17 protein-coding genes are annotated in these 15,432 nt (G+C 67.3%); 6 read left to right on the top strand and 11 right to left on the bottom strand.

Translation table 11 applies throughout. From position 1 onward, the window contains the following. The first annotated feature begins 9 nt into the window (after nucleotides 1-9). Nucleotides 10-606, top strand: a complete 597-nt coding sequence (locus EII34_RS01105) for a hypothetical protein (protein WP_124841893.1) — start codon at nucleotides 10-12, stop codon at nucleotides 604-606. 242 nt (nucleotides 607-848) lie between these two features. Here EII34_RS01105 and acnA read toward each other — a convergent pair whose 3' ends face one another. The 3 genes from acnA to EII34_RS01090 form a co-directional block, all read right to left on the bottom strand. Beyond that, nucleotides 849-3,524 (bottom strand): aconitate hydratase AcnA, encoded by a 2,676-nt coding sequence (gene acnA, locus EII34_RS01100; RefSeq protein ID WP_124841891.1) that lies wholly within the window; start codon nucleotides 3,522-3,524, stop codon nucleotides 849-851. A gap of 106 nt (nucleotides 3,525-3,630) precedes the next feature. Then, the gene (locus tag EII34_RS01095; protein ID WP_124841889.1) at nucleotides 3,631-4,749 is read right to left on the bottom strand and encodes a class I SAM-dependent RNA methyltransferase; all 1,119 of its coding nucleotides are present in this window, start codon (nucleotides 4,747-4,749) and stop codon (nucleotides 3,631-3,633) included. Then, nucleotides 4,746-6,719 (bottom strand): APC family permease, encoded by a 1,974-nt coding sequence (locus tag EII34_RS01090; RefSeq protein ID WP_124841887.1) that lies wholly within the window; start codon nucleotides 6,717-6,719, stop codon nucleotides 4,746-4,748. Before EII34_RS01090 ends, EII34_RS01095 begins: the two co-directional genes overlap by 4 nt. A 50-nt stretch (nucleotides 6,720-6,769) precedes the next feature. On the opposite strand from EII34_RS01090, the gene EII34_RS01085 reads away from it, so the two are divergent. Both EII34_RS01085 and EII34_RS01080 read left to right on the top strand, forming a co-directional pair. Continuing rightward, nucleotides 6,770-7,432 carry a potassium channel family protein gene (locus tag EII34_RS01085; protein ID WP_124841885.1) on the top strand — a complete coding sequence of 221 codons (663 nt, stop codon included), beginning with the start codon at nucleotides 6,770-6,772 and terminating at the stop codon, nucleotides 7,430-7,432. Between the two features lie 16 nt (nucleotides 7,433-7,448). Beyond that, nucleotides 7,449-8,117, top strand: coding sequence for a potassium channel family protein (locus EII34_RS01080; protein ID WP_124841883.1), 669 nt, complete (start codon nucleotides 7,449-7,451; stop codon nucleotides 8,115-8,117). Between the two features lie 4 nt (nucleotides 8,118-8,121). Here the strand turns inward: EII34_RS01080 and EII34_RS01075 are convergent, their stop codons facing one another. Genes EII34_RS01075 through dut form a run of 3 tightly spaced genes read right to left on the bottom strand, consistent with a single transcriptional unit; the run spans nucleotide 8,122 to nucleotide 9,531 of the window. After that, nucleotides 8,122-8,481, bottom strand: coding sequence for an OB-fold nucleic acid binding domain-containing protein (locus EII34_RS01075; RefSeq protein WP_124841881.1), 360 nt, complete (start codon nucleotides 8,479-8,481; stop codon nucleotides 8,122-8,124). Continuing rightward, entirely contained in the window at nucleotides 8,481-9,083 is a 603-nt protein-coding gene (locus EII34_RS01070) for a DUF3710 domain-containing protein (protein WP_185711108.1), read from the bottom strand. The genes EII34_RS01075 and EII34_RS01070 overlap by 1 nt, the downstream gene beginning before the upstream one ends. 13 nt (nucleotides 9,084-9,096) lie before the next feature. Then, nucleotides 9,097-9,531: a dUTP diphosphatase gene (gene dut / locus EII34_RS01065; RefSeq protein WP_260425003.1), complete on the bottom strand. Its 435-nt coding sequence runs from the start codon at nucleotides 9,529-9,531 to the stop codon at nucleotides 9,097-9,099. Nucleotides 9,532-9,599: 68 nt separating this feature from the next. On the opposite strand from dut, the gene EII34_RS01060 reads away from it, so the two are divergent. Continuing rightward, nucleotides 9,600-9,893 (top strand): DUF4235 domain-containing protein, encoded by a 294-nt coding sequence (locus EII34_RS01060; protein ID WP_124841877.1) that lies wholly within the window; start codon nucleotides 9,600-9,602, stop codon nucleotides 9,891-9,893. Between the two features lie 4 nt (nucleotides 9,894-9,897). On the opposite strand, the gene EII34_RS01055 is transcribed toward EII34_RS01060, so the two are convergent. Beyond that, on the bottom strand, nucleotides 9,898-10,194 hold the full coding sequence (locus EII34_RS01055) for a DUF4193 domain-containing protein (RefSeq protein WP_124841875.1): 297 nt from the start codon (nucleotides 10,192-10,194) through the stop codon (nucleotides 9,898-9,900). A 124-nt stretch (nucleotides 10,195-10,318) separates the two neighbouring features. Between EII34_RS01055 and sepH the strand changes: the two genes are divergently transcribed. Then, nucleotides 10,319-11,203 (top strand): septation protein SepH, encoded by an 885-nt coding sequence (sepH, locus tag EII34_RS01050; protein WP_124841873.1) that lies wholly within the window; start codon nucleotides 10,319-10,321, stop codon nucleotides 11,201-11,203. After that, nucleotides 11,200-11,880, top strand: coding sequence for a DUF1868 domain-containing protein (locus tag EII34_RS01045; RefSeq protein ID WP_185711107.1), 681 nt, complete (start codon nucleotides 11,200-11,202; stop codon nucleotides 11,878-11,880). Before sepH ends, EII34_RS01045 begins: the two co-directional genes overlap by 4 nt. Here EII34_RS01045 and EII34_RS01040 read toward each other — a convergent pair. Genes EII34_RS01040 through EII34_RS01025 form a run of 4 tightly spaced genes read right to left on the bottom strand, consistent with a single transcriptional unit; the run spans nucleotide 11,868 to nucleotide 15,418 of the window. Beyond that, nucleotides 11,868-12,512: a thymidine kinase gene (locus EII34_RS01040; RefSeq protein ID WP_124841869.1), complete on the bottom strand. Its 645-nt coding sequence runs from the start codon at nucleotides 12,510-12,512 to the stop codon at nucleotides 11,868-11,870. The genes EII34_RS01045 and EII34_RS01040 overlap by 13 nt on opposite strands. After that, the gene (locus EII34_RS01035; RefSeq protein WP_124841867.1) at nucleotides 12,505-13,734 is read right to left on the bottom strand and encodes a glycosyltransferase; all 1,230 of its coding nucleotides are present in this window, start codon (nucleotides 13,732-13,734) and stop codon (nucleotides 12,505-12,507) included. The genes EII34_RS01040 and EII34_RS01035 overlap by 8 nt, the downstream gene beginning before the upstream one ends. After that, nucleotides 13,734-14,846 carry an alkaline phosphatase family protein gene (locus tag EII34_RS01030; protein WP_124841865.1) on the bottom strand — a complete coding sequence of 371 codons (1,113 nt, stop codon included), beginning with the start codon at nucleotides 14,844-14,846 and terminating at the stop codon, nucleotides 13,734-13,736. The genes EII34_RS01035 and EII34_RS01030 overlap by 1 nt, the downstream gene beginning before the upstream one ends. Continuing rightward, complete coding sequence (locus EII34_RS01025) at nucleotides 14,843-15,418, bottom strand: DUF5998 family protein (protein WP_124841863.1); 576 nt, start codon at nucleotides 15,416-15,418, stop codon at nucleotides 14,843-14,845. The genes EII34_RS01030 and EII34_RS01025 overlap by 4 nt, the downstream gene beginning before the upstream one ends. Between the last annotated feature and the right edge of the window lie 14 nt (nucleotides 15,419-15,432).

Raw genomic sequence — 15,432 nt, 5'->3', positions numbered from 1 at the left:
AATCACTGCGTGTCCCGTCTGCTCGCCGTACCCCATGACGACGTGCTCATCACCTGCCCCCGCTGTGGGGCAGCGATCCACGTGCGGGCCGGGATCGTCCGGTGCCTGCACTGTGCCTGGACCTGGGAGGCGGGCCCTCGATGCCGCTGCCAGGGGCCGGGGCGTCGCTGCCCCGGGCCCGGTGTCCCGGCCGCAGACACCAGGATCGAGTTCCACTGCCAGTACTGCGGCAGGATCACCTCGGAGATCCGCCCACTGCACCGTGATCACACACCGATCTCCCCCACGTGTCTCTGCGGCACCCCCATGTACGTCAAGACCTCCGGGTACCCCCTGACCGGGTCGATTCCTGCCGATCACGACCAGCTGACCGGGCTGCCCTTCCACCTGCGCACCCCTTGCGTGGGAGAAACCCTGTGGGCCGCGAACCTCGCCCACGTCACCTACCTGGAGAACTGGATCGGCGCCCTGCACCGCCCCCGCAAGGCCCCGGGAGCGGTCCAGGAACTGGGACACCGTCTGCCACGCTGGATGCTCCTGGCGAAGAACCGGTCCGAGGTGCTGCGCGGCCTCGCCCGCCTGCGTGGAATGGCTGAACAGGCCTAGGGATCACATCGCTGAGGAGGACCGGTCACGGTCCTGTCCGCGTCAGCATGACGTGGAGTTGCGGCCAGTCGTCGACGAAGGTCGCCGCCAGTCGCGCATGCGCCGTCGACAACGTCAAGCCAACACCTCCGGTCACAGACCACAGGGTGACCGCCCGACAGGACACAGGAATCCAGGCCACCCCACCCTGTCGTTTCACGACTGTTCGGGAAGGGGGCCCGGATTCCTGACGATGCGCCGACTCAGGCCTTCGCGAGGTTCCTCAGCACGTAGGGCATGATGCCGCCGTTGAGGTAGTAGCTGCGCTCCCCCGGTGTGTCGATGCGCACGATGGCGTCGAACTCGACGACCGCGCCGTCGGCCTTGACGGCCTTGACGTGGACCGTCCTGGGGGTCACCCCGTTGTTCAGCTCGGTGATGCCGGTCACCTCGAAGGTCTCCTCACCGTCCAGCCCGAGTGAATCGGCCGAGGCGCCTTCCGGGAACTGCAGCGGCAGGACCCCCATGCCGATGAGGTTGGAGCGGTGGATGCGCTCGTAGCTCTCGGCGATGACGACCTTCACACCCAGCAGTGCGGTGCCCTTGGCGGCCCAGTCACGCGACGACCCGGAGCCGTACTCCTTGCCCGCCAGCACCACCAGCGGGATGTCCTCGGCCGCGTAGTTCTGGGCAGCGTCGTAGACCGTGGTCACGGGGGCGTCGGCGACGGTGAAGTCACGGGTGAAGCCTCCCTCGGTCCCGGGGACCACCTGGTTGCGGAGCCGGATGTTGGCGAAGGTGCCCCGGATCATGACCTCGTGGTTGCCGCGACGTGACCCATAGGAGTTGAAGTCCTGCCTGGCCACCCCGTGCTCGGCCAGGTAGAGGCCGGCCGGGGAGTCGGCCTTGATGTTCCCGGCCGGGGAGATGTGGTCGGTGGTCACCGAATCACCCAGCTTGAGCAGCACCCGGGCGCCGTGGATGTCACCCACGGGGTTCGGCTCCACCGGCATGCCGTCGAAGTACGGGGCCTTGCGCACGTAGGTGGAGTCCTCATCCCACTCGAAGAGCGCACCATCGGGGGTCGGCAGCGACCGCCACCGCTCATCGCCGCGGAAGACATCGGCGTAGCGGGAGGAGAACATCTCCTGGGAGATCGACGAACCGATCACCTCGTCGATCTCGGCCTGGGTCGGCCACAGGTCACGCATGAAGACGTCGTTGCCGTCGACATCCTGCCCGATCGGGTCGTTGAACAGGTCGATGTCCATCGTGCCCGCGAGCGCGTAGATGATGACCAGCATCGGACTGGCCAGGTAGTTCATCTTCACATCCGGGCTGATGCGACCCTCGAAGTTGCGGTTGCCGGACAACACGGCCGTGACGGCCAGGTTGTGCTCGTTGACGGCCTTGGAGACCTCGGGGATCAGGGGCCCGGTGTTACCGATGCAGGTGACGCAGCCGTAGCCGACGAGGTTGAACCCGATGGCGTCGAGGTACTGGGTGAGTCCGGCCTTGTCGTAGTAGTCGGTGACCACCTGGGAGCCCGGGGCCAGCGAGGTCTTGACCCAGGGCTTGCGGGTCAGTCCCTTCTCCACCGCCTTCTTCGCCACGAGTGCCGCCCCCAGCATGACGCTCGGGTTGGAGGTGTTGGTGCAGGAGGTGATCGAGGCCACAGTCACCGCACCGTTCTTGAGCTCGAAGCTGCTGCCGTCGGCCAGTCTCACCGGGACCGAGGCCTCGACGTCATCGGTGTAGGTCGGCACCGCAGCCGCGAAGCTGGGCCTGGAGTCGCTCAGCAGGATCCGGTCCTGAGGGCGCTTCGGACCGGCGATCGAGGGTACGACGGTGCCGAGATCCAGCTCGATGTACTCCGAGTAGACCGGTTCCCGGTCATCCTCGTGCCACAGTCCCTGGGCCTTGGCGTAGGCCTCGACCAGCGCGATCTGCTGCTCGTCGCGCCCGGTCAGGCGCAGGTAGTCGGTGGTCTTGTCGTCGATGGGGAAGATGGCGATGGTGGAGCCGTACTCGGGGCTCATGTTGCCGATCGTGGCGCGGTTCGCGAGCGGCACCTGGGAGACCCCCTCGCCGTAGAACTCGACGAACTTGCCGACCACCTTGTGCTCACGGAGCATCTCGGTGATCGTGAGGACGAGGTCGGTCGCGGTGGTGCCCTCGTTGAGCTTCCCGGTCAGCTTGAAGCCGACGACGCGCGGGATGAGCATGGAGACCGGCTGGCCGAGCATCGCGGCCTCCGCCTCGATGCCGCCCACTCCCCAGCCGACGACGCCCAGCCCGTTGACCATGGTGGTGTGGGAGTCGGTGCCCACACAGGTGTCCGGGTAGGCCTGGAGCACGCCGTCGACGACGCGCGGGAAGATCACCCGGGCCAGGTGTTCGATGTTGACCTGGTGGACGATGCCGGTGCCGGGTGGGACCACCTTGAAGTCGTCGAAGGCCGTCTGCCCCCAGCGCAGGAACTGGTAGCGCTCGCGGTTGCGCTGGTACTCGATCTCGGTGTTGCGCTCGAAGGCGTTGGCGATGCCGAAGACCTCGGCGATCACGGAGTGGTCGATCACCATCTCCGCCGGGGAGAGCGGGTTGACCTTGGCGGGATCACCGCCGAGGGCGATCACCGCCTCGCGCATGGTGGCGAGATCCACCACGCAGGGAACCCCCGTGAAGTCCTGCATGATGACCCGGGCCGGGGTGAACTGGATCTCGTGGTTCGGCTCGGCCGTGGCATCCCAGTTACCCAGTGCCCGGATGTCCTCCGCGGTGATGTTGGCCCCGTCCTCAGTGCGGAGCAGGTTCTCCAGCAACACCTTGAGGCTGTAGGGCAGCTTCTCGTGACCCTCGACCGCATCGATGCGGAAGATCTCGTAGGTGGTGCCACCCACCTCGAGAGAGGACTTGGCCTTGAAGCTGTTGACGCTCATCGTTCTCCTTCGTTCGCTTCCCGCCAGTTATCTTGACATCAAGATAACATCATCGCTCGCCTGTTCCCAAGCGGGCACGGACCCTGCCACTGGGTCCACGGTCAGTCTAGGGCCGCTGCAGGATGGCCACGCACTCGACGTGGTGGGTCATCGGGAACAGGTCGAGGGCACGGATGTCGACCGGCTCGTAACCGGCCTGACGGAACAGGCCCAGGTCGCGTCCGAGACTCGCCGGATCGCAGGCGACATGGGCGATCGCACGGGGCATGAGCCCCGCCACGTGACGCACCACCTCGGCCCCGGCCCCTCGGCGTGGTGGGTCGAGGACCACCAGATCCACCCGTTCGGGCAACCGGGGCAGGGCCCGGGCCAGCGACGAGGCCAGGAACCGGGCACCGGGGACATTGCGGCGGGCATGGGCGATGGCCCGGGCGTCGAGCTCCACACCGAAGACCGAGGCACCGGCGGCATCCAGCCCACCGGCGAACAGACCCACCCCGCAGTAGAGATCCAGGGCGGACTCACCCGGCTGGGGCATCAGCCCGGCCAGCACCGCCTCCAGCAGGACCTCGGCAGCTCGCGGATGGACCTGCCAGAACCCTCCGGCCGCGACCCGGTACCTCCTGCCGCCGACCCGCTGGTGCACCACCGTGGGCCCCTGGACCACCTGTCGTCCGGCGAGCACGCTCACCCCGTCATCACTGACGACCACGCTCAGCTCACCCTCGTCGGCACGACCTCGCAGCATCGACGGCGACGGTCCGGGCGCCGCGACCGCACAGCCCTGCTCAGGCAACGCCACCACCTGGTGGGAACGTCTTCCGCGCAGTCCGAGCTTCCCGGCAGCGACGGCGTAACGCATCCGGGTCCGCCACCCGAGCAGGGGTTCCACCGCCTCGACCTCACCCTGCCAGTCCAGCCCTGCCAGACGTTCCAGCTGTTCCGCGACCACTGCTCGTTTCAGCTCCCGTTGGGTCCGGGCATCGGCGTGCTGCCAGTCGCATCCGCCGCACTCCCCCGCCACCGGGCAGATCGGCTCCACCCGACCGGGAGCGGCCTCGACGACCCGGGTCACCACGCCACGGTCGAACCGCCTGCCCCGCTCGGTGACCTCGATCTCCACCACCTCCCCGGGCAGGCCACCGGTGACGAAGACCACCTTGTCGTCGATGCGCCCGACGACCACCCCACCGTGGGCCACCTTCCCCAGGCGCAGCACCGTCATCGGTGTCCCTGCTTCTCGTGTCGCCTGAGCGAGCTGCTCAACTGGTAGGGAACAGAGATCACCATGACCCCCTTCATCACATGGAGCCGGTCCCGGATCAGCCGTGAGGTCTGGTTGTGCAGGAACCGTTCCCACCACCGTCCCACCACGAAATCCGGGATGTAGACGGCGACGACGTCCCGGGGATTCTCCGTGCGCAGCTCTGAGACGTACCGGAGGAAGGGCTGCGTGATCTCACGGTACGGGGAGGCGATCACCCTGAGGGGGATCCCGAAGTCCTCCTCGTCCCAGGCGGTCACCACGTCACGGGTCTCCTCGTCGTCGACGGCGATCGTCACCCCGGTGAGACTCGTGGCGCGGCTGGCCTTGGCGTAGGCGATGGCCTTCGCCGTGGGCCGGTTGACCTGCTGCACCAGCACGACGGCCCGGACCCGACTGGGCAGGATCCGGTCCGTCACTGTCTCGAGGGCCAGCTCCTCACGGACCTGGTTGTAGTGACGGTGCACCTGCAGCATCGCCAGGAAGACGGCCGCCATCGCCAGCAGCGCCACCCAGGCCCCGTGGGTGAACTTCGAGACCAGGACCACCACCAGCACCGCTGCGGTGACGGTGGTGCCGACCACGTTGATGACCCGGGCCCGCTGCATGCGTCGCCGGCTCCCCCGATCCAGTTCGGTGCGCAGGGCCGACGTCCAGTGCCTGACCATCCCGGCCTGACCGAGAGTGAACGAGATGAACACGCCCACCACGTAGAGCTGGATCAGCGCAGTCACGGAGGCGTCGAAGATCAGCACGAAGGCGACTGCGGCGACGGCAAGTGCGATGATGCCGTTGGAGTGGGCCAGCCGATCCCCACGGGTGTGGAGCTGCCGGGGCAGATGACCGTCCTTGGCCAGGATCGAGGCCAGGCTCGGGAAACCGTTGAAGGCCGTGTTGGCCGCCAGGAAGAGGATGGCCATGGTCGCGACGACCATGAGGTAGAACCCGGGGTTGAACCAGTCACCGAAGACGGCCCGGGCCAACTGTCCCGTCACCGTGACGGCCGGGGTGTGGCTGACGGAACCGTCCGGGGCCAGGTAGTGGGTGCCGGTCAACGGGTCGATCAGACGCACCCGCGTCAGATTCGCGAGGACGACGATGCCGACCAGCATCACCACGGCGATGATCCCGAGCATCGCCAGCACCGTCGCGGCATTGCGGCTCCTCGGTGGCCGGAAGGCCGGGACCCCGTTCGCGACGGCCTCGACCCCGGTCAACGCGGCACAACCGGAGGAGAAGGCCCGGGCGATGACCGCCACCAGGACCCAGCCCGCGGCCGTCGTGGCCCCCTCCGGGTCGAGAACGGTCAGGTGGGCGGTCTCACTCAGCAGCGGCTGTCCCAGCACCAGGATCCGGAAGAAGCCGATGGCCAACATCACGAGCATCGAGAACACGAAGATGTAGGTGGGCCACGCGAACAGCCCGCCGGGGCCTCGCATCCCCCGCAGGTTCATCAGTGCCAGGAAACCGATGACCACGACGGCGACGAGCGTCTCGTGGCCGCTCAGCCAGGGCATCATCGCCTTGGCGTTGAGCACCCCGGCCGAGACCGACACCGCCACGGTCAACACGTAGTCCACGAGCAGCGCCGAGGCCACCGTGAGCGCGGCATGACGTCCCAGGTTGGCCGATGCCACCGCGTAGTCCCCTCCCCCGCCCGGGTAGGCGCGCACGGTCTGCCGGTAGGACAGCACGACGACGGCCACCACCGCACCGACGGCCAGTCCCACCTGCCATGAGAACAGGTAGCCGGTCATGCCGGCCAACGACAGTGTGATGAGGATCTCGTCCGGCGCGTAGGCAACCGAACTCAGGGCATCGGAGGCGAAGACCGGCAGGGCGAGACGCTTCGGCAGCAGCGTCTCCCCCAACTGCGAGTTGGAGAGTCTCCTGCCCACCAGCACGCGTTTGAGCCCCGCGACTATGTTCACGAGGCCCTACGGTAGCCCCATCGCTGTGGTAGTGCGATACCGTCGGTGTCATGCACATCGTCATCATGGGGTGCGGGCGAGTCGGTTCGATGCTGGCACGGGGTCTGGAGAACCGTGGCCACTCAGTCGCGGTCATCGATGTCTCCCTCGACGCCTTCCGACGCCTCGGCAGCGACTTCCGGGGCACCACCGTGAAGGGAGTGGGCTTCGACCGGGAGGTCCTGGAGGCCGCGGACATCCGTCACGCCGACGGGTTCGCGGCGGTCTCCAGCGGCGACAACTCCAACATCCTCGCGGCCCGGGTTGTGCGGGAGCAGTACGGGGTGGACAACGTGGTCGCGCGCATCTACGACCAGGGCCGTGCCGCGGTCTACGAGAGGCTGGGCATCCCCACGGTCGCGACGGTGCGCTGGACGGTGGGACAGGTGATGCGACGGCTGTTGCCCGAGGGCAGCGAACCCGTGTGGCGCGATCCCTCCGGCACGGTCCGTCTGTTGCAGGTCCACGTCCACCACGGCTGGGTCGGAAAGCGGATCCGGGAACTCTCCCAGGCGGCCCAGGCCCCGATCCCCTTCGTCAGTCGGACCGGCCGCGGCATCGTGCCGGATTCCGAGACCCGGTTCCAGGACGGGGACCTCATCTTCATCGCCTGTGAGACCGAACGCACCGACACCGTTGAGTCGCTGTTCGCCGTCCCCCCGGCCCGGAACTGATCACGAGGAGTCATTCATGCGCGTCGCCATCGCAGGAGCCGGAAACGTCGGCCGTTCCATCGCCCGGGAGCTCATCAGCAACGGTCACCAGGTGCTGCTCATCGACAAGAACCCCGACGCCATCAAACCGGACTCCGTGCCGGGGGCCGAGTGGTTCCAGGCGGATGCCTGTGAGGTCCAGAGCCTGGAGGACGCCGAACTGGACAACTGCGACGTCGCCATCGCCGCTTCCGGAGATGACAAGGTGAACCTGGTCCACTCGTTGTTGGCGAAGACGGAGTTCGGGGTGCCCCGAACGGTTGCCCGGATCAACCATCCGGGCAACGAGTGGATGTTCGACGAGGCCTGGGGGGTCGATGTCGCGGTCTCCACCCCCCGGATCATGTCCGCGCTGGTCGAGGAGGCCGTCGCGACGGGTGAACTGGTTCGGTTGTTCACGTTCACCAAGTCCACCACGAACCTCTCCGAGATCCGCCTGCCCCAGAGCAGCCCGTTCGTGGGACGCCGGATCAGGGATGTCGAACTGCCCCGGGAGGTGGTGCTGGTCGCCATCATCCGGGACGGTGTCCCGATCGTCCCGGAACGCGACGCGGCCCTGGAGGCCCTCGACGAGATGCTCTTCGTCGTCAGTCAGGAGGCCGAGGCGGAACTGAGCGCGATGTTCGCGGCCGTCGAGGAGTACTGAGTCCTCAGTCGACGACCTCGAACTCGGGGTTGTACATCACCGGACCGTCGTCGCCGGCGCAGACCCGTCCCGAGACCACCAGGCTGCTGCCGGGCTGGATGCAGTCCAGCCGTCGCGGTCCCATCCACACCAGGCCGAGGTTGCCGGTGCCGTCGCTGAGCTGTGCCTCCATCCCACCGGTGGGGAGTTTCGCCACCCACCGAACGGTGCCACGCACCTTCACCCGGGACCGCTCGGTGCACTGGGACAGTGGGCAGGCCCCGGAGTTCTGTGCCCTCGTGGCCAGGTCCTGGTCCTCCAGTTCCTCGGAACTGGTGAACACCCGTTTCAGCCGGTTCAACAACCCCACCGGTTTGTCGTTCATCACTTCTCCAGGTTCGGAACCGTCAAGGTGATCAGGCTGCCAGGGGCGGCGGCGTTGCCGCCACGGCGGACCACCAGGTTGGCGAAACACTCCTCCAGGGCGATCACGGCGTCCTCGTCATCCGCCTCGAGTGCCGCCTTGCCCACCACGACACCACGCAGCATCCACCCCGGCCCCGAGACCAACCAGGTCCTGGACAGCTGCAGGGCACGGCGGCCTTCCTGGTCCTGGACGGGCTGGCTGCGGCGCAGCTCGACGCCGAAGGGGCCCTCATGGAGGGCCACGGTACCGCCCGCCTTCGTCGCGGCCTCCGTCATGTCCTCCCGGACCTCCGCGAGCATCGACGACGAACGAGGACCGGCGAACAGCGCCACCTCCATCGCGGAGGCCCCGTCCCCGACCACGAAGGCCTGCACCCGTTCCCGGGTCTGATCGACCTGCAGTTGCAGGGTCATGCCCTCGAACGGGGTCACGACGAGGGCGCCGAGGTCGAGCCGCTTGACCTCGTCGGCATCGAGATCGACCTCCTCGATGTCGAAGGGACCCTGATCACGATCGAACTCCTCGTCGATCCTCGTCCACTTCTCGTTGTTGTCTGCCATGCTGCTCCTCGCCTCACGCGTTGCCTGTTGAACCATAACCGTCCTCACCGCGCACCGTCGCATCGAGGGCGTGCGTGATCACGAACTCCGCCCGGAGGAAGGGCACGACGACGAGTTGGGCGATCCGCTCCCCGGCCGCGATGTCGATGACCTGTCGCGGGTCGTGGTTGATCAGGCACACCTTGATCTCCCCGCGGTACCCCGCATCGATGATGCCCGGGCTGTTGACGATGCCGAGTCCGGCACGAGCAGCCATCCCTGAACGTGGGGTCACCATGCCGAAGGTGCCCTCCGGGAGGGCGACCCTCACACCGGTCCCGACCAGGGTGCGCTCCCCCGGTGCCAGCGTGACCCGGTGCGCTGCGCGCAGATCCGCCCCGGCGTCACCGGGCCGAGCCTGTCGTGGCAGATGGTCCGGATCGTCCAGGACCACTGGAATCTCTTGCACCCGATCAATGTAGCGCGCACTCGGGTGCAGCGGAATAATGGAGACGCCCAACAGTGAAAGGATCACACATGGCCGTCGAGGAGAAGCTCGCCTGGAAGATCTATGCCGGTGCCGTGGGAGCGCTGACCACCCTGATCGCGCAGAAGATCGTCACCAAGGTGTGGGAGGCCGCAACAGGTGATGTCCCGCCGGATCCGAACGACCCGGACACCCCTTTGACCCACGCCGTGATCTGGGCGGCGGCCAGCGGGCTCGGGGTGGGCATGGCCCAGCTGACCATGAACCGTTTCATGCACAACCGTTGGCAGTCCGCCACGGGTCACAAGGGTCCGGGCCGACTGCGCAACAAGATGGACATGTGAGTGCTCAGACGCAGTCGACGCAGTACTGGAGGTTCCCCTTCGACTCAGCGAGCTGGCTCATGGACTTCACGAGGAAGCATGAGGCGCAGGTGAACTCGTTCGCCTGCCTCGGGAGCACCCGCACCGTCAGTTCCTCGTGGGAGAGGTCGGCCCCGGGCAGTTCGAAGGATTCAGCTGCCTCGACCTCGTCCTCGTCAACCTTGCCTGAGTTCTTGTCGTTGCGGCGCGTCTTGAGCTCCTCGAGCGAGTCCTCGCTCATCTCCTCTTCGCTCTTGCGCGGCGCGTCGTAGTCGGTGGCCATGCGCGGTCCCTCCTGTGTGACTTCTCGGGCAGTGCCTCGAATTTGATCGGGGTATGTGTATCACATCCTCAGCAGTACGCAAGTTCCGGGGGTTCCCTGTGGTCTGCTGGTAGGTTGTGGAGCCATGGAGAGCGCACTGAGCCCCCGGGAGATCCAGACCCGTATTCGCAGTGGGGCCACCCTCGCCGAGGTCGCCGCGGAGGCCGGGGTCGAGGAGGCCCGTCTGGAAGGCTTCGCCAAGCCGGTCCTGGCCGAGCGTGAGCACATCGCACTGACGGCCCTGTCGTGTGCGGTGCGTCGGCGTGGCGACGGTGCAGGGCACCGTCGCCTGGGTGAACTGCTCACCTCACGTCTCCAGGCCCGCAGCATCGATGCCGACGAGATCCTCTGGGATGCATGGCGTGAACCTGACCTGAGGTGGCGGGTCGTGGGTCGGCTGGACTCGCTGGACCGAACCGCCGAGTTCCTGTTCGACACCCGTGGCCGTTTCTCCGTCGCGGACAACCCCGATGCACGGTGGATGATCGGGGAGGAACTGCCCGGTCCCACCAACCCGGACAACGAGAACACCGTCGACTTCGATGACGAGTTCGCCCTGGTCCGGGCCACCAGCCAACCCGAGTCCCCCCCGGCGGTTCCCGGCGACGACGTGCCGAGTGATCACTTCGCGCAGGGGCCGGCCACCTCCGAGTTGGACGACCTCTACGACATGCTGAGCGGAGTCAGTGAGGACTCCGTGCGCATCTATGTCGGGCTCGAGGACGAGGACACCATCGACGACGCCCTCGAGGCGCCGCAACCGGGGGATGATCCCGGGCCGCTGTCGGCTCCGGCTCCAGAACCTGAGCCTGAGCCTGAACCTGAACCGACGATCCGCAACCGTCGTCTCCCGGAACCGATCCAGGAAGCCCTGGTCGAGGGGGAGGCCTCGAATCCCCCTCCCCGACGCAAACCCCGCCGCGCCAGCGTCCCGAGCTGGGACGAGATCATGTTCGGCAGCCCCCGGTGATCGCACCTGAGCCCGTTCCGGTCGACGACCCCGGTGTCTGGGAGAAGTGGGACCCCTGTGGCAACGCCCGTACCTTCCGCGGCACCACCTTCACCGCCCACGTGGTCCCGGACAGCCCGTTCCACCTGCTCGGTCGTCGGATCCTCGAGGACATCCGTGCCGAGGGCATCGGTGAGGACTACGGTCTGCTCCCCCTGTCAAGCCTCCACATGACCGTCCTCGACGTGTGTGTGGAGCAGGACCGTGCCGCATGGCCGTCATGGCTTCAGGACTCCCCCGACTTCCCGACGGTGGTACGCCGCCAGCTCGACCGAGTCATCAGCAGCGGGATCCGGGGTCCCGGGGTGCTGCGGATGGCGCCGGTGACGGTGTGGCCCCTCGACTGGGCCCTGTCCATCAGATTGGCTCCCGCGGACGAGACCACCACAGCTGAGCTGACCAGGTTCCGCACCGAGATGGCGGAGGTGCTCGAGATCCCTCTCCAGACGGACTACGAGTTCCACAGCAGCCTCGGGTACCGGTTGACCCGGTGGGCCTCCGAGACCTCGCGACTCGATCGGCTGACCGAGCGCCACCGGTCCTGGGCGGCCGAGGTACCCGAGGTCGACCTCGCCCCTGTCGCCTTCAACGTCTTCGACGACATGCTGGCCTTCCCACCGTTGTACTACCTGCCCTGATCGAAGGGCAGGGGATCCGTCCCCAGCGTCGCCTTGGCCCGGCTCGCCGTCATGTTCCGACGGTGGTGGGAACGACACAGCACCTCGTAGCGGACCTCGCCCTGTTCGGTGTCCCCCACCACCACCTGTGAACCCTCGGTGACCATGAGGCCGTCAACGGTACGGGCGTTGTGGGTGCCCTTGGCCCCACACCAGCACAGTGGACCGAGCGGCAGGGTCTCGACCCGGTCGGCGAGCTCCACCAGGCGCTGCGACCCCGGGAACAGCCGAGTCCTGAAGTCGGCCAGGATGCCGAAGGCGTAGACGTCGATCTGGAGCTCGTCCACGATCCGGGCGAGTTGTTCCACCTGGTCACCGGTGTAGAACTGCGCCTCGTCGCAGACCACGTAGTCGATGCGTTGACCTGCGATGAGTTCGGCGATGACGTAGCGCCAGAAGTCGAATCCCTCGGTCACCTCCAGGGCGTCCTGGCTCAGTCCGAGCCTGGAGGAGATCCTGGCCTGACCGGATCGGTCATTGCAGGTGAAGATCCTGCCCTGACGGCCGTGGGTGGACTGGGTGTGGTCGAACTGCAGCGCCAGGGTCGACTTCCCGCAGTCCATCGGACCGGTGTGGAAGACCAGCTCAGGCACGTCGTTCCTCCATCAACTGCTCGTAGATCGCCACGTAGTTCTCCGCCGTGTGTCGTGGTGTGAGTCGTTCCTGCAACCCTGAGGTGGCCTCACGCATCCGGGTCAGACGGCTCCGGTTCGTCAACTCGGCCAGGCCGCGCGCCACCGAACCGACGTCCGGGGCGGTCAGCAGTGCGGTCTCAGGCGAGGTGGCGACGGTGAGCCGGTCATCACAGTAGAGGATCGGCAGTCCTGCCGCGACCGCCTCCGACAGCACCAGGGCCTGGGAGTCGAAGCGGTGGCTGGTCAGCGCCAGGACATCGGCGTTGACCAGCTCCCATGCGATGGCCTCGTGGGAGCGCAGGTGACCCCGGAAGTCGATGTTGTCGGCCCCGGCAGCCAATGCCTTCAACGTGTTGCGCTGATCCCCGTCCCCGACGAGCACGAGTTCGGCATCCGGGAGATCAGCACGTCGGAAGGCGCGCACCAGCACGTCCAACCGCTTCTCCTTGGCCAACCGCCCCACCGACAGGAAGCGGATCCGGTCATCGGTTCGTTCCCTTCGGGCATGGGCGATGGCCTCGAGCATGCCCCGCCCCACCCCTGTCGGTACGACGAACCCCGGCACCTCGTGGGCAGCGGCGGTCTCCACGAGTTCCCGCATGAACGGGCTCGGGACGGTCCAACCGTCCACCTTCCCCGCGATGTCGGCGAAGGAGGCCCAGTCCATCCGCGCGGCAAGCCCACCCGGTTCCTGTCCCCTGGGGACCAGTCTGGACCTGGGTGAGCTGCGTCCGGCCGCTCTGGTGAGCATCGGGTTGATGAGCACCTGGTAGAGCCAGGTACCGAAGATGGCGGCCCTCACGGTCTGGTGGGTGCCCGCGACATTGGCGTGGAAGGTGTGCAGGTGGGGAATGCCCTGGATGCGCGCGAGGCGCGCCCCGAGGATCAGTGCGCCGCGTTCGGTCTGGGTGTGGATCACATCGAACCGGGCACAGCGCGTGATCAGATCGGCACGGCGCTCGGAGCTGTGCAGGATGCTCAGGTGCGCCGGGAGTCCTTCGAAGTAGATGGTCGGGCACTCGATGATCCGGCAGTTCCTGGGTTTCTCCAGGTGACGATCCGGGGCGATGAGGCTCACCTCGTGTCCCATCGCGGCGAGTTCCTCGATCTGGGTCTCCACGGAACGACCGATTCCCCCGGAGGAGGGATAGAAGTCGTCGATGAGGATCGCGACCCTCATCAACGGGGTCCGAACGTGAACAGCGGAACGTACATCTCCTCCGGGGTGAGGGAGCCGTGCTGGCCGACCAGGCCGAACTCCTTCGGTCTGGCGGTGGTGTTGACCGCCCAGTCGTCCCGCATCGCCACCAGTACGTCCCCGATGCGGGGACGCACCCGGTCCGTCACCGGTCCGAACCAGCCGGCGTCGATGGCGTCATCACGCAGCCACACCTCCGCGCGCTCCCCCAGCTCACCTCGCCAGGCGTCGGCCAGAGCCTCCGGCCGGTCGGTGTAGAGCTGCCTGAACCGAGGTTCCCCGCCGACCAGGTCGGCCCCCAAGAGACCCGGATGTTCCTCGATGACGATCTGGCGATGTCTCGGGACGTTGACCATGCCGTGGTCCCCCGTCACCAGCAGGGCCGTGTCATCGGGCAGGGAGTCGACGACGCTCTGCACGAGGTCCTCGACGTGCCCGAGGCGGTCCAACCACTGCCAGCTGCCCACCCCGTGGGCATGGCCGTCGTGGTCGAGGAGTCGCTCGTAGAGGTAGACCACCGAGGAGTCCACCAAGGCCTCCCGGACGAGGGGGATGATGGTCGCGGGATCCGACTCCTGCTCCACCCCGATGAATCGGGTACCGGCGAAGGCGGTCTGCTGCAGACCACTGCTGGCGAATCGGGCCAGGCTGACGCAGCTGCTGAGCAACCCGACCCCCTGAAGGGTCTCGTAGACGGTGGGGGCGCAGCGGAAACCCGCCACATCCGTCGGGCCGTCCTCCCAGGTCAAGGCGTTGAGGATCTTCTGCCGGTCGGGGTCCCGGAAGCTGTAGCCGACGATGCCGTGGCTCCCGGGGAGCAGTCCGCACCCCAGGGTCGTCAAGGATGTGGCGGTGGTGGACGGGACGGCACAGGTCAGTTTGATCGCCTCTGCCAACCGCGGGGCCAGGAAGGTGCTGTCGGCCGCGTGTGCGGCCAACGCCCACCATCCGAGACCGTCCACCATGAACACCACGTAACGGTCGGCCTCCGGCAATGTGAGTCGACCGGTTCGTCCGCACAGCTGCGCGGTCACACTGGGCAGGATCTCCGCCAGGGTGTCGCCGTCGCGGCGAGGCAGCACGAAACCGCTCATCCGACGTTCTCCTGCAACAGGGCCCCGAAGGCGACGAGCCGCTCGACACTCGGCCACCCATCCCCGGCAGGCGACATGCGCACCGTGAGGTCATTGGGGACCGCCATCCCGGTCCAGCCATGGTCAGCGGTGCACTGGGGGTCGTCGCAGCTGGCAGGGCCGATGTCGAGCCGGGACGCAGCCCCCCAGGCGATGCTGAGCCAGGCCTCGGCCAACTGGGCACCGTCATGTGGCCACCTCTCCGGGTGGCTGACGGAGCGGGTGACCACCGCCGAGTGGATGGCACGAAGTGCGACCACCTCCGCGCTGGTGATCGCACGGTTCGGATCCCCGGCGTCCTGCTCGTCGGTGTGGGAGATGATGAGCTGCTTCGGGGTGAGCACGAGCACGGTCAGGTGACGCTGGAGGTCACCGGTGGCGAAGCTGGCCTCGTGGTGCACCAGATAGCCGAGCATCGGTTGACGCCCCAGCGCACCGGCGACCGAGCTCCACACCAGCTCCGGGAAGAACCGGCACTCCTCCACCTCGCCCTTGAGCGCGGCGATGATGGCCTCGGGGGACTGCGAAATCACTCGGCCATTCTTCC

It is taken from the genome of Arachnia propionica, from assembly GCF_003859805.1.
Taxonomy (GTDB): domain Bacteria; phylum Actinomycetota; class Actinomycetes; order Propionibacteriales; family Propionibacteriaceae; genus Arachnia; species Arachnia propionica_C.
This window is presented reverse-complemented; position numbering and strand designations above follow the sequence as displayed.